Origin of the sequence: Burkholderia mycopellens (assembly GCF_964265025.1) — a bacterium.
Lineage (GTDB): Bacteria > Pseudomonadota > Gammaproteobacteria > Burkholderiales > Burkholderiaceae > Burkholderia.
Window position 1 is genome coordinate 1314050 of the sequence record NZ_OZ183803.1, and the last position, 24921, is coordinate 1338970.

At 66.9% G+C, this 24921-nt stretch carries 21 protein-coding genes; 10 read left to right on the forward strand and 11 right to left on the reverse strand.

The annotated features are described in order from the left end of the window. The first annotated feature begins 27 nt into the window (after positions 1-27). On the forward strand, positions 28-1449 hold the full coding sequence (locus ACPTTC_RS24195) for a PLP-dependent aminotransferase family protein (protein WP_423394228.1): 1422 nt from the start codon (positions 28-30) through the stop codon (positions 1447-1449). Between the two features lie 54 nt (positions 1450-1503). Here the strand turns inward: ACPTTC_RS24195 and ACPTTC_RS24200 are convergent, their stop codons facing one another. After that, on the reverse strand, positions 1504-2745 hold the full coding sequence (locus ACPTTC_RS24200; RefSeq protein ID WP_423394229.1) for a mechanosensitive ion channel family protein: 1242 nt from the start codon (positions 2743-2745) through the stop codon (positions 1504-1506). Between the two features lie 493 nt (positions 2746-3238). Between ACPTTC_RS24200 and ACPTTC_RS24205 the strand changes: the two genes are divergently transcribed. Continuing rightward, a complete protein-coding gene (locus ACPTTC_RS24205; protein ID WP_423394230.1) occupies positions 3239-4957 on the forward strand; it encodes a SulP family inorganic anion transporter in 1719 nt (572 codons plus the stop codon). 185 nt (positions 4958-5142) lie between these two features. Here ACPTTC_RS24205 and ACPTTC_RS24210 read toward each other — a convergent pair whose 3' ends face one another. The 5 genes from ACPTTC_RS24210 to ACPTTC_RS24230 all read right to left on the reverse strand — a co-directional run bounded on the left by ACPTTC_RS24210 (position 5143) and on the right by ACPTTC_RS24230 (position 9131). Continuing rightward, complete coding sequence (locus tag ACPTTC_RS24210; protein WP_423394231.1) at positions 5143-6597, reverse strand: DHA2 family efflux MFS transporter permease subunit; 1455 nt, start codon at positions 6595-6597, stop codon at positions 5143-5145. After that, positions 6594-7157, reverse strand: coding sequence for an isochorismatase family protein (locus tag ACPTTC_RS24215; protein WP_423394232.1), 564 nt, complete (start codon positions 7155-7157; stop codon positions 6594-6596). The genes ACPTTC_RS24210 and ACPTTC_RS24215 overlap by 4 nt, the downstream gene beginning before the upstream one ends. A 67-nt stretch (positions 7158-7224) precedes the next feature. After that, positions 7225-7680, reverse strand: coding sequence for a MarR family winged helix-turn-helix transcriptional regulator (locus ACPTTC_RS24220; protein WP_175030829.1), 456 nt, complete (start codon positions 7678-7680; stop codon positions 7225-7227). 72 nt (positions 7681-7752) lie between these two features. Further along, complete coding sequence (locus ACPTTC_RS24225; protein ID WP_423394233.1) at positions 7753-7992, reverse strand: DUF7661 family protein; 240 nt, start codon at positions 7990-7992, stop codon at positions 7753-7755. A 44-nt stretch (positions 7993-8036) separates the two neighbouring features. Further along, positions 8037-9131, reverse strand: a complete 1095-nt coding sequence (locus ACPTTC_RS24230; RefSeq protein ID WP_423394234.1) for a serine hydrolase — start codon at positions 9129-9131, stop codon at positions 8037-8039. A gap of 365 nt (positions 9132-9496) precedes the next feature. On the opposite strand from ACPTTC_RS24230, the gene ACPTTC_RS24235 reads away from it, so the two are divergent. Next, entirely contained in the window at positions 9497-10366 is an 870-nt protein-coding gene (locus ACPTTC_RS24235; protein ID WP_423394235.1) for a hypothetical protein, read from the forward strand. 71 nt (positions 10367-10437) lie between these two features. Here the strand turns inward: ACPTTC_RS24235 and ACPTTC_RS24240 are convergent, their stop codons facing one another. Next, positions 10438-10755, reverse strand: a complete 318-nt coding sequence (locus tag ACPTTC_RS24240; protein ID WP_423394236.1) for a hypothetical protein — start codon at positions 10753-10755, stop codon at positions 10438-10440. A 51-nt stretch (positions 10756-10806) separates the two neighbouring features. On the opposite strand from ACPTTC_RS24240, the gene ACPTTC_RS24245 reads away from it, so the two are divergent. Together ACPTTC_RS24245 and ACPTTC_RS24250 are read left to right on the forward strand one after the other, a co-directional pair. Continuing rightward, positions 10807-11682, forward strand: coding sequence for a LysR family transcriptional regulator (locus ACPTTC_RS24245; RefSeq protein ID WP_175966447.1), 876 nt, complete (start codon positions 10807-10809; stop codon positions 11680-11682). A 98-nt stretch (positions 11683-11780) separates the two neighbouring features. Further along, on the forward strand, positions 11781-12065 hold the full coding sequence (locus tag ACPTTC_RS24250) for a transcriptional regulator (protein ID WP_423394237.1): 285 nt from the start codon (positions 11781-11783) through the stop codon (positions 12063-12065). 70 nt (positions 12066-12135) lie between these two features. Here the strand turns inward: ACPTTC_RS24250 and ACPTTC_RS24255 are convergent, their stop codons facing one another. The 3 genes from ACPTTC_RS24255 to ACPTTC_RS24265 all read right to left on the reverse strand — a co-directional run bounded on the left by ACPTTC_RS24255 (position 12136) and on the right by ACPTTC_RS24265 (position 18079). Then, the gene (locus ACPTTC_RS24255) at positions 12136-12879 is read right to left on the reverse strand and encodes a transporter (protein WP_175966443.1); all 744 of its coding nucleotides are present in this window, start codon (positions 12877-12879) and stop codon (positions 12136-12138) included. A gap of 77 nt (positions 12880-12956) precedes the next feature. Continuing rightward, positions 12957-15722 carry a magnesium-translocating P-type ATPase gene (mgtA, locus tag ACPTTC_RS24260; RefSeq protein WP_423394238.1) on the reverse strand — a complete coding sequence of 922 codons (2766 nt, stop codon included), beginning with the start codon at positions 15720-15722 and terminating at the stop codon, positions 12957-12959. 716 nt (positions 15723-16438) lie between these two features. Further along, complete coding sequence (locus ACPTTC_RS24265) at positions 16439-18079, reverse strand: S8 family peptidase (protein WP_423394239.1); 1641 nt, start codon at positions 18077-18079, stop codon at positions 16439-16441. A gap of 421 nt (positions 18080-18500) precedes the next feature. On the opposite strand from ACPTTC_RS24265, the gene ACPTTC_RS24270 reads away from it, so the two are divergent. The 5 genes from ACPTTC_RS24270 (at position 18501) to ACPTTC_RS24290 (ending at position 24169) form a co-directional block, all read left to right on the forward strand. Then, positions 18501-19397: a glutamate/aspartate ABC transporter substrate-binding protein gene (locus ACPTTC_RS24270; protein ID WP_423394240.1), complete on the forward strand. Its 897-nt coding sequence runs from the start codon at positions 18501-18503 to the stop codon at positions 19395-19397. A 471-nt stretch (positions 19398-19868) separates the two neighbouring features. After that, on the forward strand, positions 19869-20711 hold the full coding sequence (locus ACPTTC_RS24275) for an ABC transporter substrate-binding protein (RefSeq protein ID WP_423394241.1): 843 nt from the start codon (positions 19869-19871) through the stop codon (positions 20709-20711). Positions 20712-20836: 125 nt separating this feature from the next. Next, positions 20837-22339, forward strand: coding sequence for an amino acid ABC transporter permease/ATP-binding protein (locus tag ACPTTC_RS24280; protein ID WP_423394242.1), 1503 nt, complete (start codon positions 20837-20839; stop codon positions 22337-22339). 23 nt (positions 22340-22362) lie between these two features. Continuing rightward, positions 22363-23709, forward strand: a complete 1347-nt coding sequence (locus tag ACPTTC_RS24285) for an amidase family protein (protein WP_423394243.1) — start codon at positions 22363-22365, stop codon at positions 23707-23709. A gap of 61 nt (positions 23710-23770) precedes the next feature. Beyond that, on the forward strand, positions 23771-24169 hold the full coding sequence (locus ACPTTC_RS24290; protein WP_423394244.1) for an ectoine synthase: 399 nt from the start codon (positions 23771-23773) through the stop codon (positions 24167-24169). Positions 24170-24193: 24 nt separating this feature from the next. Here the strand turns inward: ACPTTC_RS24290 and ACPTTC_RS24295 are convergent, their stop codons facing one another. Beyond that, positions 24194-24868, reverse strand: a complete 675-nt coding sequence (locus ACPTTC_RS24295) for a GntR family transcriptional regulator (protein ID WP_069260171.1) — start codon at positions 24866-24868, stop codon at positions 24194-24196. Positions 24869-24921 lie beyond the last annotated feature (53 nt).

Consider the following 24921-nt stretch of genomic DNA (forward strand, 5'->3'; position numbering starts at 1 on the left):
GTTGAAGGGGAGCTGAAAGGAAGGCGCATGAAGCGTTACGAACAACTGGCCGACGATCTCCAGGCGCAGATCGAGCGCGGCGTGTACCGGCCCGGCGAGCGGATTCCATCGGTGCGGCAGGCGAGCCGGCAACAGCAGCTCAGCGTCACGACCGTGCTGCGCGCGTACCTCGTGCTCGAAAGCCGCGGCCTGATCGAGAGCAGGCCGCAATCGGGCTATTTCGTCCGCGCGCGCGCAGCGGCGCCGGCCGAGGCCGAGCTGCACATGTCGGCGCCGGCCGCCGAGCCGTCGGCCGTCGACGTGAGCCGTCTCGTGCTGTCGACGCTGCGCTCGATCGCGCGCGACGACGCGGTGCCGCTCGGCTCGCCGTATCCCGATGCGTCGCAGTTTCCGGTGCAGCGTCTCGCGCGCTATGCGCAGACGATCGGCCGCCGCCGCACGCGCTGGGGCGTGATCGACGATCTGCCGCCCGGCAACCAGGAGCTGATCCGGCAGATCGCGCGTCGTTATGCGGAGCGTGGGATCGCGGTCGAACCCGGCGAGATCGTCGTGACGATCGGCGCGACCGAGGCGATCAACCTGTGCCTGCAGGCCGTCGCGAAGCCGGGCGACACGATCGCCGTCGAGTCGCCGACGTTCTACGCGATGCTGCACGCGATCGAGCGGATGGGCATGCGCGCGCTGGAAGTCGCGACGCATCCGGGCGACGGCATCGATCTCGATGCGCTCGAACGAATCCTCGAACGCGAGCGCATCGCCGCGTGCATGGTGATGCCGAACTTCCAGAATCCGCTCGGTTTCCAGATGCCCGACACGCGCAAGCGCGCGCTCGTCGAACTGCTGGCGAAGCACGGCGTGCCGGCGATCGAGAGCGATGTCTATCACGAGCTGTACTTCGGCGACACGACGCCGAGCGCGCTGAAGTCGTTCGACCGCGACGGGCTCGTGCTGCATTGCGCGTCGTTCTCGAAGAGCCTGTCGCCGCGCTACCGGATCGGCTGGGCGATGCCGGGCCGCTACCGCGACCAGGTCGAGAAGCTGAAATTCCTGAACACGCTAGCCACGCCCGCGATCGAGCAGCTCGCGATCGCCGAGTACCTGAAACACGACGGCTACGATTTCCACCTGCGGCGCATGCGCAAGCAGTACGCGCAGCAGGCGAGCCTGATGAGCGCGATGGTGCGGCGTTTCTTTCCGGAGGGCACGCGGCTGTCGCAGCCGCAGGGCGGGTACGTGCTGTGGGTCGAGCTGCCGCCCAAGGTCGACGCGATGAAGCTGTATGCGCTGGCCCTCGCGCAGCGGATCACGGTCGGCCCCGGGCACATGTTCTCGGCCGGCACCGATTACCGGCATTTCATCCGGCTCAACTACAGCTATCCGTGGTCGCGGCAGATCGAGGACGCGCTGAAGGTACTCGGGCGGCTCGCGTCGGAGTGCGCGGCGCGCTGAGTGCCGGGGGCCGCGCGGCAAGCGGCGGCCGACGACCGGCCGCCGTCGCGCGCATCAACCCGCGTGCGGCGCGGGCAGCCCGGTTTGCGCGGCGCCGGCCATCTGCCGCATGTCGAAGCCCGACGGGTGCTGGTACACGCGCAGTCCGAACTCGGGCAGCACGGCGATCAGGTGATCGAACAGGTCGGCCTGGATGGCCTCATAGTCGACCCACGTCGTCGTGTCGGTGAAGCAGTACAGTTCGAGCGGAATGCCTTCGGCGGTGAGCGGCAGTTGCCGCGCCATGCAGGTCATGTCGCGGCGGATGCGCGGATGGCCTTTCAGGTAGTTCGCGACATACGCGCGGAACGTGCCGAGGTTCGTCAACTGGCGGCGGTTCGCCGCACAGTCACCGGCCGCGCCGAGCGTGCCGTTCCATTGCTCGATCGCGTCGACCTTGTCCTCGAGATAGTCCTTCAGCAGCGTCAGGCGCTCGAGCCGCTCGATCTCGTCGTTGGAGAGAAAGCGCACGCTCGTCGCGTCGACGAACAGCGCACGCTTGATGCGGCGTCCGCCCGCTTCGGTCATCCCGCGCCAGTTCTGGTAGCTCTCGGTGATCAGCTTCCAGGTGGGCACGGTGATGATCGTGTGATCGAAGTTCGCGACCTTGACGGTGTTCAGCGTGATGTCGATCACGGTGCCGTCCGCGCCGGCCGACGGCATCGTGATCCAGTCGCCGATCCGCAGCATGTCGTTCGACGACAGCTGCACGCCCGCGACGAGGCCGAGCAGCGTGTCCTTGAAGATCAGCATCAGCACCGCGGACATCGCGCCGATGCCGGACAGCAGCAGGCCGATCTGCTTGCCGGTCGCGTCGCCGATCACGACGAGCGCGGCGGTGATGAACATCACGAGCTTGACGAGCTGCATCGCGCCTTTCAGCGACAGGCGCGGCTGGTCGCGATGGTGCGTGCGATGCGTGTGTTCGAGTGCGGACAGCGTTGCGCTGATCGTCATCGTCACGAGGAACACGAGCAGCGCGAACAGCACCTTGTCGGCGACCTGGGCGGCCTTGTCGGGAATGCCGGGCACCGCGCCGAGGCCGAGCTTGATCACGACGAACGGGACGATGCGGTTCAGCCACTTGAACGCGCCGAATTCGAACAGCGCGTCGTCGACGCGCGTGGCGGAAAGCCGTGCGAGCCGCGCGACCACGCGGAACAGCAGGAAATGGACGACGGCGGTGATCGCGCCGGCGGCGGCGAGCAGGATGAGGATGCCGACGAGCGGCGCAAACCAGGATTCGTTCAGGGTCATAGGGGCGAACAGGGGCCTTCTCGTGCGTTGAATCGGCGCCGCGGCGCGGCGCGCGCCCGGTGAAGGGCACATGAAAGGGACCGTGATTGTGCCATCGGGTTCCAGGCAGGTGGCCGTGGATGCCGGGTGCGCGGCTCCCGAACTTCCTCACCATTGCGCAGGTCTCCTCTGTAATCGGGTGACGGCGGGTGATGAAAGCGCATCACCGCAAGCCGCCGCACGTGCGTGTGGCGGCTTGCGGTGCGCACTGGCCGGGGCGCGGCCGGGCACCGCTGCGGCGGGCCTTTGCGCTTCGATGCGCGAAAACGGCGATCCATGCAATCATGCGGACGTCGCATGGATCGTCGGTGCGCCGTTCGTCGTTGCATGCGGCCCGTCGCCGACGGTGAGCGACACGCGCCTCCTTCGCACACTTGCCATGCGATGCCTGTCCGGGGCACGATGCGCGAACGGCTTTGCGAACCACGTCACCCCGTATTCACGCATTCCACGCATGCAAGATTCCAACGAAAGCCGCCCGTCGGGCGTGCGGCTGCTGAAAGGCATCCTCCCGATCCGCCGCGCGGGGGCGATCCGCGACGTATTCGCGGGCCTTTCGCTCGCGTCGATGGACATCCCGCAGGTGCTCGGTTATGCGCGCATCGCCGGCATGCCGGCCGTCACGGGCCTCTACACGGTGTTCCTGCCGCTCGTCGCGTTCGCGTGCTTCGGCGCGTCGCGCCATCTCGTGGTCGCCGCCGACTCCGCGACCGCGACGATCTTCGCGAGCCGGCTGTCGTCGATGGCGCCGGCCGGCAGCGCCGAGTATGTGGCGCTGGCCGGCATGGTCGCGCTACTGACCGCCGCGATGCTGCTGCTCGCGCGCATCTTCAAGCTCGGTTTTCTCGCCGATTTCCTGTCGCGCACGGTGCTGGTCGGCTTTCTCGCCGGCGTCGGCGTGCAGGTGTCGATCGCGATGCTCGGCGACATGCTCGGGCTGGCCGTGCCGTACCCGGCGTCGCGCAGCCTGGCGCAGCTCTTCTACGTCGTCACGCATCTCGTCCACACGAACCGGCCGACGTTCGCGCTCGCGGCGCTCGTCGTCGTCGCGATTCTCGTGTGCAAGCGGTTCCTGCCGCGCGTGCCGATGCCGATGATCGCGGTCGCGGGCAGCATCGCGGCAAGCGCCGCGTTCGGATTCGCCGCACACGGCATCGCGGTGCTCGGGCCGGTCGCGGGCGGGCTGCCGCCGCTGCGCTGGCCGTCCGTCACGTGGCAGCAGTTCCTCGATCTCGTGCCGGTCGCCGCGTCGTGTTTCGTGATGATCATTGCGCAGAGCGCGGCCGCCGCGCGCGTGTTCGCGCAGCAGTATGACGAAGAGGTCGACACCAACGCCGACATCCTCGGCCTGGCGGCCGCCAACGCGGCTGCGGCGGTGGGCGGCGCGTTCGTCGTCAACGGCAGCCCGACCCAGACGGCGATGGCCGACGGCGCGGGCGTGCGCAGCCAGATCGGGCATCTCGCGTTCGCGGCCGTGGTGGCGGTGGTCCTGCTGTTCTTCAGCACGTATCTGCAGTACCTGCCGCATGCGGTGCTGGCCGGCATCGTGTTCACGATCGCGCTCGGGCTGATCAACCTGCGCAGCCTCGCCGCGATCCGCAAGGAAAGCCCCGGCGAATTCACGCTCGCGCTGGTGACGGCCGTGGCCGTCGTGACGGTCGGCGTCGAGCACGGCATCCTGCTGGCCGTCGCGCTGTCGCTGATGCGGCACGTGCGCCACAGCTACCAGCCGCACACGATGGTGCTCGAACCGGTCGAAGGCAATGGACGATGGCAGCCGGTGCCTACAAGGCGCGGCGCGATGACGGCGCCGGGGCTGATCGTCTACCGGTTCGGCTCCGACCTGTTCTTCGCGAATGATCATCTGTTCACGGCCGAAGTGACCGAGCTCGTCGATGCGGCGCCGGTGCCGACGCGCTGGTTCGTCGTCGATGCGGGCGCGATCACCGACATCGACTATTCGGCCGCGCGGACGCTGGCCGACCTCGTCGGGATGCTGCACGCACGCGGGATCGGCGTGCTGTTCGGGCGAGTCAACCGCTATCTGCGCGCGGACATGGATCGTCACCGGATCACGGAGATCGTCGGCGCGTCGTGCATCTTCCCGACGCTGCACCAGGCACTGGAGGCCGCCGGTACGACGGTGGCGCCGCAGGAGCCGGGCATCGTCTAACGGGAACCGGCGCCAGGCGGCAGCCCGCAAGTGCGCGAAGCCGTTGCGCAGGTGGCGGGCGAGTTCCGTCGCGGCCGGCGTGCGCTGGCCGCGTTGCAACGCGCGATGAAGGCCGTCGGTTCGGTGTACTTCATGTGGCTGGCCGTGCGTATCGGGCGCGGCACAGCGCGACGCAACGTTCGCGGTCAGCGCGAACCGGCGCGCGCGGCGCCGGCGGGTTTCCCGTCCGCACCGGCCGCCCCCAACGGCAGCCGCAGCGTCGTGACGAAGCTCGCCGCGTGCAGCGCGCAAAGCAGGCCGAACGCCCACGCATACGCGTTCGCCGGCGTGCCGCCGCTCGCCACCGATTCGACCTGCAGCCGCCACGCGAGGAACAGCGTGCAGACAGTCGTGAACGTCGGGCCGCCGAGACGCTGCACGATATTGAGCGAGGTCGTCGCCATCGGCAGGTTGCGGCGCTCGACCGACGCATACGCGGCGGAAATCGACGGCGCGCCGATTGCGCTCTGGCCCATGCCGCGCAGAAACAGCGCCGGCACGAGCAAGTACGGATCGTAGCCGGTCAGCGCGAGGAACACGAACGGCAGCGTCGCGAACAGCGCGAGCAGCGCGCCGGCGGCAGCCAGCCGCCGCACGCCGAACCGGCTCGTCAGCGCACCCATCGACGGGTAGGTGACGAGCATGCCGAGGCCCATCGGCGCGAGCAGCCAGCCCATTTCGCCAGGCGTGCGGCCGCACGCCTGGATCAGGAATACCGGAATCAACATCTGGCCCGCGAACAGCGCGCCGTTCGACAGGAACTGCGTTGACGCGGCCGCGCCGAACACCTTGCCGCGCAACAGCGTCAGGTCGATCAGCGCATGGTCGCCCTGGCGCGTTTCGACCCGCAGGAACGCCGCGAGCAATAGCGCGGCCGCGATGATCGCCGCGATGCCGAGCGCTTCGTTGATCCGTTCGATGCCGTACAGGAACAGCACGAGCCCCGGCGACAGCAGCGCCAGGCCGACCCAGTCGAGTTTGCGCGGCTGCGTGTCGTCGCGGTCGCCGGGCAGGAACCGCACGGCCAGCGCGAGCGCCAGTATGCCGACGGGCAGGTTCACGAGAAACAGCCAGCGCCACGACGCGTGCTGCAGGATCGCGCCGGCGACGACCGGGCCGAGGATCGGCGCGAGCAGCACGGGCACGGCCGCGTAGCCGATCACGCGCGCCATCTGCTGGCCGGCGACGCGCGCGATCATCATCTGTGCCATCGGCGCGAGCAGCCCGCCACTCACGCCTTGCAGCACGCGGAATGCGATCAGCGACGGCGCGGACCACGCGAGCCCGCACAGCGCCGACGTGAGCGTGAACGCCGAGAAGCACCACAGATACAGCGCCTTCGCGCCGATCCGGTCGACGAGCCAGCCGTTCAGCGGCAGCACCAGCGTGAGCGCGAGCAGGTAGCCGCTCGTCACCCACTGGATCGTCGCGAGGCTCGCGTGCAGGTCGGTCGCGAGGCTCGACAGCGACACGTTGACGATCGTCGCGTCGAGTTGCGACAGCAGCGAGCCGAGTACCGCGACCGCGCTGACCTTCCAGATCGACGGATCGAGCTGGCCAGCCGCGTGGCCCCGCGCCGTCCGGGCGCGCGGGTCGCTCATGCGCCGCGCCGGTCGAGCAGCGCGACGATGTCCTGCGTCGTGCCCGTCTCGCCGAGGCGCGGGAACAGACGCTCGACGCTGTTCGCATGCCTGTCCGCGTCGAGGTCGGTCATCGCGTCGACGGCGAGCGTCACGTTGTAGCCGAGTTCGTGCGCCTGCCGTGCGGTCGATTCGACGCCGATGCTCGTCGCGACGCCGGCCAGCACGATCTGCGTGACGCCGGCCGCCTTCAGGTGCGCGTCGAGGTCGGTGCCGGTGAATGCCCCCCAGGTCTTTTTCGTTACGAGGTGATCGCCCGGCTGCCGGTTCAGTTCGGGCACGAGTTCGGTCCAGTCGGCGGGAAGGGCGTCCACGCGCACCTGCTGCTGCGTGCGGCCCGGAGCGCCGCCCGCGACGTTGACGAGCACGACCGGCAGGCCGCGGTCGCGGAATGCGTCGAGCAGTGCGCGGGCGTGCGCGATCACCGGTTCGACCGGATGCGCGGTGGGGAGGGTGACGATGCCTTTCTGCAGGTCGATGACGACGAGCGCCGTGTTCGTGTCGAGACGGGTTGCGCACATGATGGGACTCCGTGGAAGGGACGAGGAAAGCCGTGCGCGCGAATGCCGTGGGGCGCGCTGGCCGGATTCATTGTTCGCCGATGCGGCGGATCAGCGGGATCGCGGCGGCGAGCGTGTCGATGTCTTCCGGATCGAGCTGCTCGATCGCGGCGCCGAGCCACTTGTGTTTCGCGGCGTTGCGCTTGAGCCGTGCATCGAGGCCGGCCGCGGTCAGCCGGAACAGGATCTGGCGGCCGTCGGTCGGATGCGGTTCGCGCTCGACGAGACCGTCTTCCTCGAGGCTTGCGAGTGTCGCCTTCATCGACTGCGGCTTCATCGCTTCAGCGCGCGCGAGGTCGGCGGTCGTCATCGGCCCGTGCCGTTCGAGGCGCGCGAGCGCGCTCGTCTGGGACATGCCGAGCCCCCCGGATTCGATCTCGGAGCGGAGCCGGCGGATCAGCTGGCCGACCGCGAGGGTCAGGTCAGCGGCGACGATGTCGGCGGAAACGCCGGGTTTGCGTGGCGGGTTCATGCGGCGGATCATATGACACGACAGTTAAACTTGCAAGTTTAACTGTCGATTTTCCCGCCGAGTCGAGGCGCGGCAGGAGGGCGGTCATGCGCTGCGAAGCGGGACCGGGACCGGAACGACTTCGCTGTATCTCGGGGTCGCGTTCTCGTGCAGCAGGTCGCCGAGGTACTGCGCGAGTTCGTCGGCGGCGAGCGTCGGCGGAACATGCAGGTTGGCCGGGCGCCGTTTGCCTTCGGTGCCAAGATCGAACACGGCCCAGCGGCCGTTCATGCGCACGACGGCCAGCAGCCGTCCGAATGCGTTGAAGCGATATTCGTCCTGCATGGCATCGCTCCCGTAGGGTGAACGCGCCGGCCGCCCGTGTGCGCTTACTGGATCGAGCAGGACAGCCAGCGGTGGATCTTGATGGCATCGCTCGAGACGCCCGCGCGCGTGGGTGCGCCGAGCAGCACGACCGTTTCGCGGCGGCCTTTCACGCGCATGCGCATCACGACGCCGTGCCCCGACTCGTTGATGAAGCCGGTCTTCTGCAGCCGGATCGGCAGGCGGCGGTAGCGGACGAGCGGGTCGGAATTCACATACAGCAGCTCGCCGTCGCCCGGGCGCACGGTGGTCGACGTATCCGTCGAGAAATAGCGGATCAGCGGATCCTGCGCCGCCGCGCCGACGAGCTTCGCGAGATCCTCGGCCGTCGACACGTTGTGCGGCGACAGGCCGGTCGGCTCGCGGAAGTGCGTATGGCGCATGCCGAGCCGGCGCGCTTCGCGATTCATCGCCTTGACGAAGGCGGCGCGTCCGCCCGGATAGTCGCGGCTCAGCGCGGCGGCCGCGCGGTTTTCCGACGACATCAGCGCGATATGGAACATCTCGCGGCGCGACAGTTCCGAGCCGACCTGCAGGCGCGACCCGGTGAACTTGATCGTGTCGCGGTCGTGCGCGGTGACGCGCAGCACGCCGTTCAGCGGACGGTCCGCGTCGCGTGCGACCACGGCCGTCATCAGCTTCGAGATCGACGCGATCGGCCGCACGGTGCGTGCGTTGCGCGCCAGCAGCGGCGTGCCGGAGTCGACGTCGAGCACGTAGGCCGCGCGTGAATGGAGGGAATTGACCGCGCGCGGGCTATAGCCGCAACTCGCCATCAGGCGCGGCTTGGCGGCCGGGCGCGGGCGCACGGCGGTTGCGCGCTTGGCGCGACGCTGCTGCGGGGCCGGTGCCGCGTGACGCTTGACTGCCTGGTGCTTCACACGCGGGCGGCGATGCTTGACGGCCTTCTTGTTGCGCTGGGCCGGCTTCTTCTTGACGGTTTTCTTGACGGCCTTCGCCGGTGCATGAACGTGCGCGGCGCGCGGCGGCGGGTTGCGTGGCGTGGACGACGCGTTTGTCGAGAAGGCGAGCACCAGCATCGACAGGGCGGCGAGCAGGGTGGCTCGGGCGAAGGGCAGGCGCGCGATGAGGCCGGTCAAGCGAACGTCTCCTTTTCACGCGCGGTGAGGCTGCGTGGAATGTATGGGTGGTCAGCGGGATGCGGAAAATTATACGGTCGATCGCGGGACGATGACGATTGAAGGCGGGAAACGATCCGCGATTCGGCGAATGGCGCAGGCACTGTTCGGCGGGGTGACGCCTCTTTGCGTGGCGATTTGCGTCGATATGCCGCGCCTGCCTGACAAACGATGGAACAGCCGGCAAGATGTCGAGATCATTTACAGGAGCGCCCATGTCCAGTCGCCCGCACGCGTTACCCGTGCAGCCTTGCGTATCGATCGACAGCCTGTCCGCGACGGGGGAACTGGTTGCCTGCAACGTCGGACCGGATGACGCGTTGTACATGGCGTTTGCGCTGGAGCCGCGCGACGACAGGACGCTATCGAGCGGCGGGTCGTTTGCGAAAATTGTGCCGTCGGCGTCGCAGCGGTATCGCGTGATTGCCTGGCAGGGCGGCGAGGTTCGCCTGGACTGCGTGATCGATAACGCGCCGTTCAATATTCACGACATCCAGCCTGTCGGCGACGATCTGCTGCTGGTGTGCTGCCGATCCGTCCGTCGCGGGGACGACGATTTCGACCTGAATGGCCGGTTCTATCGGCGCGACGGCACGCCGTGCGGCGCAATCCTGCTCGGCGACGGCATCGCGGCCGTGCAGGCCACGGCTGCCGGGGAAATCTGGACGTCCTATTTCGACGAGGGCGTATACGGCAATCTGGGCTGGGATTCGCCGGTCGGCGCGCCAGGGTTGATCGCATGGAGCCGGGCCGGCGAGAAGCGCTATGCGTTTGCTCCGTCGCCGGGGTTCGGGCCGATCGACTGCTGTTATGCGCTCAACGTTCCGGACGACCGGGACGCATGGATCTACTACTACAACACATTCGCGCTCGCCCGCGTGCGCGACCGGCAAACCGTCTGGTCATCGCGCATGCCGGTCAGCGGCAGCCATGCGTTCGCGCTCATGGAGGATGTGACGCGGCCCGACGGATACGTGGCGCTGCTCTGCGGCTCGTATCAGGAACGTGACATGTTGTACCTGGTGCGTATCGATGGCGGTGGCGATGCTCGATTGGTGCGCACGTATCGCTTGCAGCGCGATGGTTCCGAACCGGTCGAGATCGCCCGAATGACTGGCCGCGGCCGCGTGCTTCATGCGATCGGTACGGACGGCAACTGCTATCGCATCGATATCGCCGACCTGGCGCTCGGGTGAGGACATCGCGCGTTTTGACGTCGCGACGGCGAGGGCAGGCATGAACAGCATGCACGGGCGCCGCGCGCCATTCAACGTGGCCAGTTTCGCCGCGACACCACCGCGAAGCTGAGCGCGATCGAGCCGGTCACGGGGCGCGGCGGCGCGTCGTTCATCGCGCTCATCGCGTCCACGGCATCGCCGAAACGAAAGCGGCGGCCACGGCCGCTAGCGCGTTCGGCACGCTTGACTCGTTCGGCACGACGTTTCGGTGCGCGCGGATCGGCTGTTGCGGCGCGCCCGTCGATGGCGGCCGGTGCGCACGAAGCGTCGTCGGGCGGACATTCACTGACGAGATCAACGGACATGACGGGCGATTCCTGAAAGGGCATGTCCGTATTGAACGTCATCGCATTCAATCGGTAAAATGAATGTTTTGATCGTTGATATTCCTTTCAAGAATGGAATTGAAACTTCTGAGGACATTCCTGACCGTCACCGAGCTGTGCCATTTCAGCCGCGCGGCCGATTCGCTGCACATGAGCCAGCCGGCACTGAGCAAGCAGATCGGCGCGCTCGAGGCGAGCCTCGGCGGCAAGCTGTTCGAGCGCGGCCGGCATGGTGCGGAGCTCACCGCGTTCGGCGAGCGTTTCCTGCCCGATGCGCAGGCGCTGGTGCGCGATGCGGACGAGATTCTTGCCCGCGCGCGTGAGCTGTCGAGCGGGCAGCGCGGTCATTTGCGGCTGGGCATCTGCCTGTCGGTGCTGACGCTCGTGCCACGGCTCGTCGCGGAGTTTCGCAGCCGGAATCCCGGCATTGCCGTCACGCTGAGCGACCTGTCGTCCGCGGAGCAGACGCGTCGGTTGCGCGCGGGCAAGCTCGATGCCGGGTTCCTGCGTCTGCCGTCGGACGAAGGACTGTCGTCGTTCAAGGTGATCGATGAGGCGCTGGCGCTGGCGGTGCCGCCGCATCTCGGCCTGAAGCGTGTGCCGGCCGATCTCGGCACGCTCAACGAAATCGGCTTCATCGCGTTGCAGCGCGCACGCGGGCAAGGGTTGGCCGCGCAGGTCGACCGGTGGTGCGTCGAACGCCGCTTCGTGCCGCACGTGACGCAGCAGGCCGAAGATGTGCAGTCGGTGCTCGCATCGGTTGCGGCCGGAGCGGGCGTCGCGTTCATTCCGTCGCGTGCGCAATATCTGCTGCGTGACGCGACGGTATTGCCGCTCGACGGCAAGGACGCGAAGTGGCGCGTCGGGCTCGCGTGGCTGTCGGGCCGCGACGATCCCGTCACCACACGCTTCGTGTCGTTCATGCGTGCCGCGATCAAGCATGCATGATGGATGAAACGGTATAGTGTCCTCGGCCGGCGGCGGTTGCCCGATCGCGTGCCGGACGCCCGAACGACAGCCCCTGTCTTGCTCACCGACCACAACCCATGACTTCTGAATCCGACGACTCCCCGCTCGATCCCGCTTTCGTCGCAACGCTTGCGACGCTGAACGACGCCGCGAGCGATCCGGCCGGCAAGACCTGGTCGTTGCCCAAGATCGCGAAACGCACGCAACTGCCGATGAGCACGCTGCGCCGCGTGCTGACGCAGCTCGACGCCGCGGGCCTGAGCGTGACGACGCTGAACGAGGACGGCACCGGCAGCGCCGCGCTGACCGACGATGGGCGCGCCGTGTGCGCGCAACTGTTCGGCGTGAACGATGCGCAATAGAAAACGGGCCGCTGGAAGCGGCCCGTCGTCTTGCGGCCGGGTATGCGGTTCGATACGGGGTATCGGCTTGTTACCACCGCACCGTCACGCCGCCCATTACCGAATGATCGTAGGTCTGGTCGTTCAGCCCGCGCCGGTAGCCGATGTCGAGATCGAGCCACGGTTTCGGCGAATAGATCGCGCCCGCGATCACGAATGCAGGATTCGCACCGGCGCTGCTTGCCGTGTTGCGTGACGTGCCGATGTCGGCCACGATCTGCAACGTGTCGGTCACCTTGTAGATTGCCGCGCCCGACACGGCCCAGATCGACGTCAGGTCGCCCTGACGATTCGGCTGGTACGTCATGCCCGCATTCGCGAGGAACGAAAACCGCGCGACGTCGAGCTGCGCGAGCAGCGTTGCGCCGGCACCCACGCGGCCGGTGCCGAGCCCGCGCCGGTCGTTGCCGGTCGGCGTCGTCAGTTTCGGCTTCAGCGCGATCGACAGCGGGCCGCGTTCGACGAACCGCCATTTCATGCCGATCTCGACATCGCCGACCCCGGCGCCATTTTCGTCGGTGCGTGTCTGCAGATGCGTGTACGGCACGTTCACGTAAAGATCGGCGTGATCGCCGAACCCGCGCGTGAGCGTTGCGTTCCACAGCTGGTGACGGCCGTTTTCTTCCTGTTTCGAGGTTTCCTCGGCGTTGAACTCGAACTGCCAGTTCGCGTTGCCCTGCGTGCCCGTGTCGTCGCTGACGAGCGGATGGGTGGCGAGGGCATCGAACGGCGCGAGAAGGGCGCTCGCGGCTGCGAGCGGAAGCATTCTTTTCATTGGATCACCTGTCGTGCGTGGCGAGCCGGCCGGCCCGCATAGGGGCACGCGGGCCGGCCGGCTTCAGGAAATGGCTTTCAGAACCACTGCTTGTAGCGGCGCACGTAGATCGTCTTGACGATCTGCGCGAGCAGGATGTAGCCGACCATCGTCGCGGCGAGCCACGGCCAGAAGTTGCCCGGCAGGTGCATGAAGCCGAGGGATTCCGCGAACGGCGAGAACGGCAGCCAGCAGCCGATCGCGATCGCGGTGAACGTCGACAGCAGCACCGGCAGCGCGGCCGTGCTCTGCAGGAACGGGATCTTCTGCGTGCGCAGCAGGTGTACGACGAGCGTCTGCGATACGAGGCTTTCGATGAACCAGCCCGAATTCATCACGATCTGGCCGCCGGTGCCGCCGTTCAGGTGATACATCGCACCCGCGCCGAACACGGTCCACATCAGGATGTACGTCGTGATGTCGAACACCGACGACGTCGGCCCGACCCACAGCATGAAGCGGCTGATGTTGCCGGCTTCCCACTTGCGCGGCTTCTTCAGGAACTCGGGATCCATCTTGTCCCACGGCAGCAACATCTGCGACGTGTCGTAGATCAGGTTCAGCACGAGCAGCTGGGTCGCGAGCATCGGCTCCCACGGCAGAAAGGCGCTGGCGACCAGCACTGAGAACACGTTGCCGAAGTTCGAGCTCGCGGTCATGTTCAGGTACTTCAGGATGTTGCCGAACGTCTCGCGACCCTTGATCACGCCTTCCTCGAGCACCATCAGGCTCTTTTCGAGCAGGATGATGTCGGCGGTTTCCTTCGCGATGTCGGCGCCGCTGTCGACCGAAATGCCGACGTCGGCGTCGCGCAGCGCAGGCGCGTCGTTGATGCCGTCGCCGAGGAAGCCGACCGTGTGGCCGTTCGCCTGCAGCGCCTTCACTATGCGCGCCTTCTGCAGCGGCGTGAGCTTCGCGAACACGGTCGTGCGTTCGACGACTTCAGCGAGCGTCGCGTCGTCGAGCGCTTCGATTTCCGTGCCGAGCATCGGCTTGCCGGGTTCGAGGCCGACCTGGCGGCACACCTTCATCGTGACGATCGGGTTGTCGCCCGTCAGCACCTTCACCGCGACGCCGTTTTCGCGCAGTGCGGCGAGCGCCGGTGCGGCCGATTCCTTCGGCGGATCGAGGAAGGTCAGGAAGCCGCGCACGACGAGGTCGTGTTCGTCGGCGGTGCGGTACTGCTGGCGCTCGTCGCCGCGCGGGATCGTGCGCGTCGCGAGCACGAGCACGCGGAAGCCGTCCTCGTTGTAGGCGCTGGCCTGTTCGAGCAGCCGCTTGCGCGCGACGAAGTCGAGCGGACGCACGCCGTCCTCGTCCTGCACGTGCGTGGAGACGGCCAGCATTTCCTCGACCGCGCCCTTGCAGATCAGCAGGTGCGTGCCGCGCGTGTCCTCGACCACGACGGACAGGCGCCGGCGGACGAAGTCGAACGGCAGTTCGTCGATCTTCTTGTAGCCCTGCGGCTTCACGCGCTCGCCGATTGCGTCGGCACGCGCGACGACCGCGATGTCGATCAGGTTCTTCTGGCCGCTCTGGTGGAAGCTGTTCAGCCAGCCGAGCCGCAGGATCTCCTCGTCCTTGTGGCCCGACAGGTCGAGGTGATGTTCGAGGATGATCTTGTCCTGCGTGAGCGTGCCGGTCTTGTCGGTGCACAGCACGTCCATCGCGCCGAAGTTCTGCACCGAGTTCAGGCGCTTGACGACCACCTTGCGGCGCGCCATTGCCACCGCGCCGCGCGCGAGATTCGCGCTGACGATCATCGGCAGCATCTCGGGCGTGAGGCCCACGGCCACCGCAAGGGCGAACGTGAGCGCGCTCAGCCAGTCGCCCTTGGTCAAACCGTTGATCATGAACACGATCGGCACCATCACGAACATGAACTTGATCAGCAGCCAGCTCACGCTCGCGACGCCGCGGTCGAAGCTCGTCTCGATGCGCTTGTGGCTCACGACGTTGCGCGCGAGCGAGCCGAAGTAGGTGTCCTCGCCGGTCGCCACGACGACGGCCGTCGCCGTGCCGCTGACGACATTGGTGCCCATGAAGCAGACGTTCTCCAGATCGAGCAGCGATGCGGACGTATCGGTCGCAGCATCCGCCGCATGCGTGCTGGCGGATTTGCCGGCGACCGCGCCGAGCGTGTCGTACTTCTCGACGGGCAGCGCCTCGCCGGTCAGCACGGCCTGGCTGATGAACAGGTCGCGCGACGCGAGCAGGCGCACGTCGGCCGGGATCATGTCGCCGGCCGACAGGTGCACGATGTCGCCGGCCACGACTTCGCGCATCGGCACCTCACGACGCGACGGTTCGGACGTGTCGGTTACCGCGCGCTGCACGGTCGCGGTCGTGCGGACCATTGCCTTCAGCTTCTCGGCGGCGCGCAGCGAACGGAATTCCTGCACGAAGCGCAGCAGCGCGCTGATCGTGACCATCGTCAGCAGGATCGTCATGCCGACGTAGTCGCGATCGTCGGGCGCCGCGAAGTAGACGTCGGTGAAGAAGCTGATGGCGGCCAGCACCAGCAGCACATAGACGAACGGGTTGTGGAACGAGAGCAGCAACTGGCGGGTCCAGTGCGGCGGCTTGTCGTGCGCGATTTCGTTCGGGCCGTAGTGCTGCAGGCGGTCGGCGGCCTGGTCGTAGGTGAGGCCGCGCGTGCTGGTGTTCAGCGACTTTAGCGTCTCTTCGAGCGGACGGGCCGCTTCCTGCGCGGCGCGCATGATGCGCGGGTCGTTCTGCGGGCCGGCGCCGGCCTTGATGTAGCCGCGCTGTTTCTTTTGCGATGTGTTGTGTCGTGTTGTCATGAGTCGGTCCCTGCGCACGAGGCGGCGGGCGGGGAGCGACCGTGACGTTATCGACGCACGAGCGCTCCCTGCCGCGTCGCGTCAGGCGCGATCGGTTGTGGATCGGAGAAGGCGGGAACGCTCGCCGGCGCGTGCGGTGCGGCCGGAGGGGCGATGCGCAGCGTCGCACCGGCGAGCGATAATCGACTACTGTCGTCTGAGTTCATCTGCACTCCTGTCGGTTGCGAATGATCGGCACGGGCGATCGGCGGCGACGCACGCACGAAGGCGCGCGGCCGGACGGCACGCGAACGGAAAGCGCACGCAGCTGACGCTGCGCGCAACACGAATGCACGCGCGCGATGGCGTATCGCGTGCATTCGACAACAATGAAAATTCGGCGGGAGATCTGGCCAGTCAGGCCGGAAGGGCGCCGCATCCTGCTTCCCGGGATGCGGCAGAAGACGAGGCTCTGCGCGTTTTCCTCAGGCAGCAGTCAAGTTGGTCAAGGACCAACTACAACTCGCATCGGTGTTCACAGAACACTCCATGTAATTAGACGGGAGCGATGGTAATGGGTCGCTGTGCGAAGCGTCAACCTTTTTGTCAGTCGTTATTTCGAGAAACGTAATCGGGGCGATGCGCGATCGGATCGACGCCGGAGCGCCTTCAATGAAACGGCCGCGCGCATGCGATATCGTCATGCGCGCGGCCGCGTCGAAGCAGGGTGGCGTTGCTTAGTTGGCTGACGCGACGGCGGCCCCTGCATCGAGGATGCCCGAGCCCGCCGGCATCGCGGTACACGACGTGCCGGCCGCCAGCTTGGTCGTGCGCGTGCCGCCCTGCAGCTTCTGCTGGATCTGCGCCGGCGTGAGGTTGCCGTTCACCGACAGCATCAGCGCGGCGACCCCCGTCACCTGCGGCGTCGCGAGGCTGGTGCCGCTCGCGAGGCCATAGGTGTCCGAGCCCGGCGTCGTGGTGCCGGTATTCGACGTCGACAGGATGTTGACGCCCGGCGCGCTCAGCGCGACATCGGCGCCGAAGTTGCTGAACGACGCGCGGCGGCCCGTCGCGTCGGTTGCGCCGACGCTGATCACGCCACGGCAGTTCGCGGGCTGGTCGAGACCGGTCGACAGGCCGTCGTTGCCGGCTGCGACGACGACGGTTACGCCCTTCGCGGTCACGTCGTCGATCGCTTGCTGGAACGTCGTGCTGCACGCGCCGACGCCGCCGAGGCTCAGGTTGATGACCTTCGCGGGCGTCGGGTTGTTCGGGACGCCGTTGACCGGAATGCCGGCCGCCCAGCGCATCCCGTCCGCGATGTCGCTCGTCGTACCGCCGCACTTGCCGAGCACGCGCACCGGCAGGATTCGGCCGAGCCACGAGATGCCGGCGATGCCGGCGCCGTTGTTCGCGGTCGCGCCGATCACGCCCATCACGCGGGTGCCGTGCCAGCTGCTGTCGCTCGGCTCGGACGCGCAGTTATAGTACGGACCGTTCGCATTGCTGAGTTCCTGCTGCGTGACCCAGTCGCCCGGATCGGTTGCGTCAGGGCCGCGCGTCAGGCCATTGTTGCTGGTGTTGACGTTGCTGATGAAGCTGTAGCCGGGCAGCAGGTTGCCGACGAGGTCGGCATGCGGCCGGTAGCCGGTGTCGAGCACCGCCGTGACGACGGTCGGCGAACCCTTGGTCGTGCTCCATGCGGGCGGCAGGTCGATGCCCGCGGTCGGGTCGGACAGGTACCACTGCTGGCTGTAGAGCGGATCGCTCGGCGTGTCGCGGATCTGCATCGGGTGATCCGGTTCCGCGTAGTCGACGTCCGAATCGGCTGCGAATGCCTGCGCGAGCGCGGCTGCGTCGGTGGCGGCCATGCGCTGCCCGAGCGACAGTACGGCAGCGCCGTTCGAGATCGTCCGTTCGACCTGTACGTTCACCGGCGTTTGCCCGACCGTGCTCGCATAGGCGCGTGCGCTGCCGGTAGCCGGTGCCGTCCAGCGTGTCATCGAGCGCTGGATCACCGCGTCGAGCCGCGTCCCGTTGTCGATGGCCGCCATCGCACGCGTGGCCGTCAGCGTCTTCAGCTTGACGATCAGGTGATCGATCGGCGCTTCGGCCGGCGCCGTCTGCGCCGCCATCTGCACGGCGGCCTGCTGCGTCGCGCATGCATTGTTGCCGGCCGTGGTGGGAGCGGGCGTCGGGGTGGTCGGAGCAGGCGTCGGAGCCGGCGCCGCGTTGGAGGAAGACGGATTGCTGCCGTCGCCGCCACCGCCGCCGCCGCAACCGGCGAGGGGCAGGAGGGCGGCGGCAGACAGCATGCCGGCTAGCATGCGCGCATGTGCGGAGCGCGCCAGCGCAAAATTGAATCGTTTGGCTCTCATGTTGAAACTCGATCCTCGTAGATAACCGTCGTGCCGGCGGTGGCGCTGATCCGGCTGACCCGAACCTTGTCTTTTTTGTCTGACGGTTGCAGCAAGGTTGCTGCGACGCGCCATGCACTGGGTAACGGCCTGCGTGGCGGCTTCTTGAGTGCGTTTCACGAGAAAAAACGGGGCGTGCGCAAACGATTACGTTGCTGCGCCGCAGCATGAACGCGTGTTTGGAACGTGTGGCACAGAAGAGGGGGTGAGCCCGTGCGCGGTCGATCGGGCGAAATGTGCGGCGCGGGCCGGTTTGCGCGGTACGGAAAACATCTTTCACGCCCTGGCTGCGGTGGAAGGTTGATTACGCTTTCCCTGATAGGGTGCGAATTTTGTCGGGCGTACGATCGCGATTCGATCAACGTTTCGTCAGGAGAAAAGCATGGATCGCCGCTTACGCTGGCTGGCCGTCGCGCTGTCCTGTGCGCTGGCGGGTAGCGCGCACGCGCAGGCCCTCACCGGCACGCTGAAGAAGATCAAGGACACGGGCGTCGTGTCGCTGGGCATTCGCGAATCGTCGGTGCCGTTCTCGTATTCGGACAACCAGCAGAAGAACATCGGTTATTCGCGCGACATCGCGTCGCGCATCATCGACCAACTCAAGACGGAACTGAACCTGCCGAATCTCGCGGTGAAGGAAATCCCGATCACGTCGCAGAACCGGATTCCGCTGCTGCAGAACGGGACGATCGATTTCGAATGCGGATCGACGACGAATACGCTCGAACGGCAGAAGCAGGCCGCGTTTTCCAACAGCATCTTTTTGTACGGCATCCGCTTCAGCACGCGCAAGGATTCGGGCGTGAAGGACTTTTCCGACCTGGCCGGCAAAACGGTTGCGACGACGGCCGGCACGTCGGACGAGCGCCTGTTGCGCAAGCTCAATGAAGAGAAGGCGATGAACATGACGATCATCAGCGCGAAGGATCACGCCGAAGCGTTCATGAACGTCACGACCGGGCGCGCGGTGGCATTCGTGATGGATGAGCCGCTGCTGTACGGCGAGATCGCGAAGGACCGCAATCCGGGCGCGTACACGGTGGCGGGCACACCGCTCGTCCATGAAAACTACGCGTGCATGATGCGCAGGGACGATCCGGCGTTCAAGCATGTCGTCGACGGCGTGATTGCGAAAATGCAGACGTCGGGTGCGGCCGAGAAGCTCTACAACCAGTGGTTCACGCAGCCGATTCCGCCGAAGGGCGTGAGCCTCAACTATCCGCTGTCGGCGGAGATGAAGCAGCTGTTCAGGAATCCGTCTGATCAGGCGCAGTATTGACGGAATCGTCTCAATCGAGTGCAGGCCGGCATGACAAACATGCCGGCCGTGCGTTCGAACGCCACCGTCCCAGCAACCGGTGATGCGGCTCGCATCCGGCGGCCGTGAGCGGGCTTCGCGCTGTTCAAGCCGGACGATGAAAGCCGCCTCTTGATCCTTCGCTGCGCGCGCCGCGTTGCCGGCGCCGTACCTCGCGGACATCCGTCCGGATCGCGTTCCCCCGCCTCTTTTTCCACTTTGCCTGCGCCGGTGCTCCGCGCCGACAGGCCGCGTGTGTGCGCGCATGCGGTGTCTGTCCGGTCGCGCCGGTTATCGCGTATACCCGGATTCAGATTTCAATTTGAACTGGTCAGAATCGGCCGAAATTGTTCAACAATTTTCGGCGAAAAATCCCGGAAAGCCCCATGCGGTGGCGTCCGGGAGGCGTTGCGGCATTTCAGCGCGGGAGCCGAACAACCCAGGAGTCTTGCGATGTCCGCTCGTTTTCCGCTTCGCCATTTCCTTCGCGGCGCGCTCGTGCCGCTGGCCCTCGCGTGCTCGTTCGCGGCGGCGGCTCCGCTGCAGACCGTCCGGCCCGGCACCTTGCTGGTGGGCTCCGATCTCACGTATCCACCTTATGCGTATCTGGAGGCCGGCAAGCCGGCCGGCTTCGACGCCGAGTTCTCGCGGATGCTGGCGCGCCACCTGAATCTCGAGCCGGTGTTTCTGGACACGCGGTTCCCGGACCTGATCCTCGGGATGAAGGCGCGCCGCTTCGACATCGTTGCGTCCGCGCTGTACGTGACGCCCGACCGCGTGAAGCAGGTCGATTTCGTCCCGTACCTGAAGACGGGGGCCTCGCTGCTGGTCGCGAAGGGCAGCACGTTCCTGCCCAGGACGCCGCAGGACCTGTGCGGCAAGCGGGTCGGCTCGATCAAGGGTGCATCGTGGACGCCGAAGCTGCGTGCGCTGTCGCAGGATGCGTGCAAGGCGACCGGACGCGGCGAGATCGCCATTCTCGAGTTCCCGACGTCGCCTGAAGCGACGTCCGCGCTGATGTCGAAGGCAGTCGACGTCCAGATCGAGGACGCAGCCGTTGCGCAGGGGATCCCGCGGCAGACGGGCGGGCGTGTCGAGATCGGCTCGACGACGCTGCTTTATCCGATCGTGATCGGCCTGGGGGTGACGAAGGGCGACAGCGGCCTGCTGGGCGCGCTCGAGGGCGCGCTGAGCGACGCAAGGCGCAGCGGCGAGTACGGCAGCCTCGTGAAGAAATACGGGCTGCAGGAGCCGACGCCCGCCGACGTCGCCGCCGCGCTCGGCACCCCGAAGTAGGCGCGCCGCAGGGCCCGAAGTACGCGTGACCCGATCATCGCGTGCCGAGCCGGCGCGCCTCTCCGCACCGGCGTGCACGCTGCGCGCCGGGCGGGGCATCACCCTGCGGGGTCGAGGAGTTTTCGATGCAGTTCGATTGGCACTATGCGTTTCAGTTGTTGGGGGACAAGGATTTCTGGCGCGCCTGCGTCGTGGTCGTCGAACTCAGCGTCGCGGCTTGGGTGCTCGGTGTGCTGCTCGGCTTCCCGCTGGCACTCGCGCGGCAATCGCACCGGCCGCTGTTGAAGCGGGCGGCGGCCGTCTACATCTGGTTTTTCCGCAGCCTGCCGCTGCTCGTGCTGCTGGTCTTCATCTACAACCTGCCGCAGGTCTTTCCGGCGACCAGCGCGGTCCTGTCCGATCCGTTCACGGCCGGCCTGATCGCGATGGTGCTGAGCGAGACCGCGTATTTCGCGGAGATCCATCGCGGCGGGATCCTGTCGGTGCCGCGCGGGCAGCTCGAAGCGGGGCGTGCGCTCGGCATTCGATTTACCGGCATCCAGCGGATGATCGTGATGCCGCAGGCGATCCGCATCGCGTTACCGGCGCTCGCGAACGAGTTCATCACGATCGTGAAGCTGACGTCGCTGGTGTCGGTGATCTCGCTCGCCGAGATCCTGCTCGTCGGGCAGCGGCTGTACACGCAGAATTTCCTCGTGTTCGAAACGATGCTGGCCGTCGCGTTCTACTACGTGTTGATCGTCACGGTGTTCAGCCGACTGCTCGGCTATCTCGAGCGGCACCTCGACGTCAGCCGCCGCGCACCCGCGCCGGCCGGCCACACGCACGTGGAATTGCCGCTGTCGGCGCCGGCCGTCGCGCCGAGACCGCGCGCGAACGCCGAATTCGCGCTGCGCCTGAAGGGCGTGCAGCAGCGCTACGGGCGACACGAGGTGTTGAAGGACATCCATCTCGACGTCGTGCCGGGGCAAGTGGTGTCGATCATCGGCCCGTCCGGCTCGGGCAAGACGTCGCTGATTCGCACCGTCAACGGCCTTGCACCGGTGAACGCGGGCGAGATTGACCTGTACGGCGAGCCGTTCATCCGGGCGTCGGGTTCGCATCCGCCGCGCGTCTCGAACGAGCGCATTCTCGATATCGGCATGGTGTTCCAGAGCTTCAACCTGTTTCCGCATCGCACCGCGCTGCAGAACGTGATGATGGCGCCGTGCTATCACCGCCAGGCCGACGAGGCGGCGATCCGGCTGCAGGCGCTGTCGCTGTTGTCGAAGGTCGGGATGCTGGAGCATGCGAACAAGTACCCGCATCAGTTGTCGGGCGGCCAGCAGCAGCGCGTCGCCATTGCGCGCGCGCTCGCGACGCGGCCGTCGATCATGCTGTTCGACGAACCGACGTCGGCGCTGGACCCCGAACTCGTCGGCGAAGTGCTGAAGGTCGTCGAAACGCTCGCGAAAGAGGGGATGACGATGATCATCGTCACGCACGAGATGAACTTCGCGTTCAAGGTATCCGATCGCATCGTATTCATGGAAAACGGCCGGATCCTGTACGACGTGCCGCCTGAACGGATTCGCGGCAGCGCCGATGAGCGCGTGCAGGACTTCCTGAAGCACGTTCACTTCGCATGACGAATGATCCGGGAGAAGCGGAAATGAATTCGGCGGATTTGCATCACGGCGCTGCGATCGAACAGGCGTGCGTCGACCGGCTGCGCGCATGTCTCGCGCATGCCGACGCGTATCCCGACGACATCGAAACGGCGTGGCTGGCGCGTCGCGACGCCGCAGCGATGGCCGATGCGCACGCATGCGATGCGCCGCGGCGCGCCGGTGCGGCCGGCTTGCCGCTGGCCGGTGTCGTGCTGACGGTGAAGGCATGCTTCGATTGCGCGGGCTGGATTACGCATGCCGGTTCGCGCGTGCTTGCCGACGCGCCGCCGGCCGCCGTCGACGCGACGGCGGTGTCGGCATTGCGTGGTGCAGGAGCGGTGCTGGTCGCGCAGACGGCGATGACCGAGTTCGCGTACGGTGCGCTCGGCGTGAACCGCGCGTACGGGACGCCGACGACACCGCTCGATGCGCGGCGCGAGCGCGTTGCCGGCGGATCGAGTTCGGGCGCGGCCGTGTCGGTCGCGCTTGGCGCGGCCGATCTGTCGCTGGGTTCCGATACGAGCGGCTCCGCACGCATTCCGGCGGCATTCTGCGGCGTGACCGGATTCAAGCCGTCGCGCGGACGTTATCCGGACGGCGGCATGCAGTTTCTGTCGACCAGCTTCGATGTACCGGGCCTGCTGGCCGCGACGGTCGACCTGTGCCGTCGCGCGGACGAGGTGCTGTGCGGTCGTGGCGAACGGCGGCCGGCGCGCACGCCGGTGTCGGTTCGTGATCTGGATTTCATCGTGCCCGAGCCGTTCGCGACCGACGGTCTCGATCCCGTCGTTGCGCGGGCATTCGACGCGTGGCTGTCGCGGCTTTCCGCACACGGCGCGCGGATCCGGCGCAAGCGGCTCGACTGTGCGGCCGAGGCCGGTGCCGTCGCCCGTGCGGGCGGTATCATCGCGGCCGAAGCGTTCATGCTGCACCGTGCGCGGCTCGCGACGGCAGCGAACCGCTACGATCCGCTGGTCGGACCGCGCATTGCCGCGGGCGAGCAGGTGCGCGCACACGATTATGCGGCCGCGCTGCTGCGTCTCGCCGCAATGGCCGATACCTACGATGCCGAACTCGGCGATGCGGATGCGGTGCTGACGCCAACGGTGCCGATGCTGCCGCCGCGCATGACCGATCTCGCCGACGAAGCCGCGTACCTCGAGCAGAACGGGCGTGCGTTCCGGTTGACCGAATTCGCGAATCGGCTCGACCTGCCGAGCATCAGCCTGCCCGGCGACCTGCACGATCGACAGCCGGTCGGCCTGCTGATCACCGGGCGCCGCGGTATGGACGCGCGGCTGCTCGATATCGCCGCGGCGGTCGAGCGCGCGCTTGCCGATTCCGCATGACCTGCTTTCCGGCGACAAGGCTTGCCTTGTCATTGTTCATCGACACTATTAAGGAAAACTCATGATTGTCGTAAGATCGGGCGATATCGCCAATACCGAACGCCACGCACGCGGTCCGGGCTGGGACAGCAAGCGCATGATCGTCAAACAGGACGGCGTCGGCTACTCGGTTCACGAGACGTGTGTTCACGAAGGCGCGGAACTGCATCTGCACTACAAGAACCATTTCGAAACCAACTATTGCGTGGCGGGAGAAGGGGAAGTCGTCGATACGGCGACGGGCGACGTACACCGGATCGCGCCCGGAACGATCTACGCACTGAATCTGAACGATCCGCATATCCTGCGCGCGACGCGCGGCGATCTGCATCTCGTGTGCGTGTTCAACCCGCCGCTCACGGGGCTCGAAACGCACCGGGAAGACGGCAGTTACGCGCTGCCGGAGGACGAGTGCGCCTGACGGCGCGCGACGGCCGCGCGATGCTTACGCGGCCTCGCGTTGGCTGCGCTTGATCGCTTCGACGAGCATCCGCTCGGAATCGTCGAGATAGCGTGCCAGCGTGGTGACGGCCTCGCTGCGACGGTTCTGTGTGAGCAGGTCGTAGATCTGGTATTCGCGCTGGATCCAGTCGGGCGTCTGTACGCGCCGCTCGTCGGGGTCGGCGGCAAAGACGAGGCGCAGCTGGGCCGAGATGGTTCGGAAGAACTCGTCGAGCAGCGCCGATTTCTGCAGCGCGACAATATGCTGATGAAACCGCAAGCTGTGCGTGCCGACGGCCTGCCAGTTCTGCTTGTCGAGTTCGCGCTCGGCCGCACGGATAGCGGCCTGCATTTTCTCGAGCAGCGCCGGCTGCGCGAGTTCGGCGGTGTTCAGCGCATGCAGTTCGAGCGTGCGGCGCGCGACGTAGAGATCGCGCACGTCCTGGCGGTTGAGCGTGCGGACGACGACGCCCTTGTGCCGCACGAACGTGACGAGCCCTTCACGGCCGAGCTGGTGCAGCACTTCGCGCAGCGAATTGCGCGACGTGTCGTATTCGGCGGCAAGGTCCATTTCGATCAGCGCAGTGCCGGGCGGCAACTTGCCGCTGATGATGTGCTCGCGTAGTTGATGGCTGATTCGGTCAGCGACCGACTGTCCTCTCGCTTTTTCGCTTGCCATGCCGTTCGTTCGCTCCTCTCCTGATCGTGCGCCGCCGGCGTGGCGGCCGGCGG

Coding starts and splice junctions, on each gene's coding strand:
- ACPTTC_RS24240 (WP_423394236.1), bottom strand. CDS start 10,755: ATGACGTTCAATACGGACATGCCCTTTCAGGAATCGCCCGTCATGTCC.
- ACPTTC_RS24280 (WP_423394242.1), top strand. CDS start 20,837: ATGCAGTTCGATTGGCACTATGCGTTTCAGTTGTTGGGGGACAAGGAT.
- ACPTTC_RS24215 (WP_423394232.1), bottom strand. CDS start 7,157: ATGTGCGCAACCCGTCTCGACACGAACACGGCGCTCGTCGTCATCGAC.
- ACPTTC_RS24220 (WP_175030829.1), bottom strand. CDS start 7,680: ATGATCCGCCGCATGAACCCGCCACGCAAACCCGGCGTTTCCGCCGAC.
- ACPTTC_RS24195 (WP_423394228.1), top strand. CDS start 28: ATGAAGCGTTACGAACAACTGGCCGACGATCTCCAGGCGCAGATCGAG.
- ACPTTC_RS24200 (WP_423394229.1), bottom strand. CDS start 2,745: ATGACCCTGAACGAATCCTGGTTTGCGCCGCTCGTCGGCATCCTCATC.
- ACPTTC_RS24245 (WP_175966447.1), top strand. CDS start 10,807: ATGGAATTGAAACTTCTGAGGACATTCCTGACCGTCACCGAGCTGTGC.
- ACPTTC_RS24235 (WP_423394235.1), top strand. CDS start 9,497: ATGGCGTTTGCGCTGGAGCCGCGCGACGACAGGACGCTATCGAGCGGC.
- ACPTTC_RS24265 (WP_423394239.1), bottom strand. CDS start 18,079: ATGAGAGCCAAACGATTCAATTTTGCGCTGGCGCGCTCCGCACATGCG.
- ACPTTC_RS24285 (WP_423394243.1), top strand. CDS start 22,363: ATGAATTCGGCGGATTTGCATCACGGCGCTGCGATCGAACAGGCGTGC.
- ACPTTC_RS24210 (WP_423394231.1), bottom strand. CDS start 6,597: ATGAGCGACCCGCGCGCCCGGACGGCGCGGGGCCACGCGGCTGGCCAG.
- ACPTTC_RS24225 (WP_423394233.1), bottom strand. CDS start 7,992: ATGCAGGACGAATATCGCTTCAACGCATTCGGACGGCTGCTGGCCGTC.
- ACPTTC_RS24255 (WP_175966443.1), bottom strand. CDS start 12,879: ATGAAAAGAATGCTTCCGCTCGCAGCCGCGAGCGCCCTTCTCGCGCCG.
- ACPTTC_RS24250 (WP_423394237.1), top strand. CDS start 11,781: ATGACTTCTGAATCCGACGACTCCCCGCTCGATCCCGCTTTCGTCGCA.
- ACPTTC_RS24275 (WP_423394241.1), top strand. CDS start 19,869: ATGTCCGCTCGTTTTCCGCTTCGCCATTTCCTTCGCGGCGCGCTCGTG.
- ACPTTC_RS24290 (WP_423394244.1), top strand. CDS start 23,771: ATGATTGTCGTAAGATCGGGCGATATCGCCAATACCGAACGCCACGCA.
- ACPTTC_RS24270 (WP_423394240.1), top strand. CDS start 18,501: ATGGATCGCCGCTTACGCTGGCTGGCCGTCGCGCTGTCCTGTGCGCTG.
- mgtA (WP_423394238.1), bottom strand. CDS start 15,722: ATGACAACACGACACAACACATCGCAAAAGAAACAGCGCGGCTACATC.
- ACPTTC_RS24295 (WP_069260171.1), bottom strand. CDS start 24,868: ATGGCAAGCGAAAAAGCGAGAGGACAGTCGGTCGCTGACCGAATCAGC.
- ACPTTC_RS24205 (WP_423394230.1), top strand. CDS start 3,239: ATGCAAGATTCCAACGAAAGCCGCCCGTCGGGCGTGCGGCTGCTGAAA.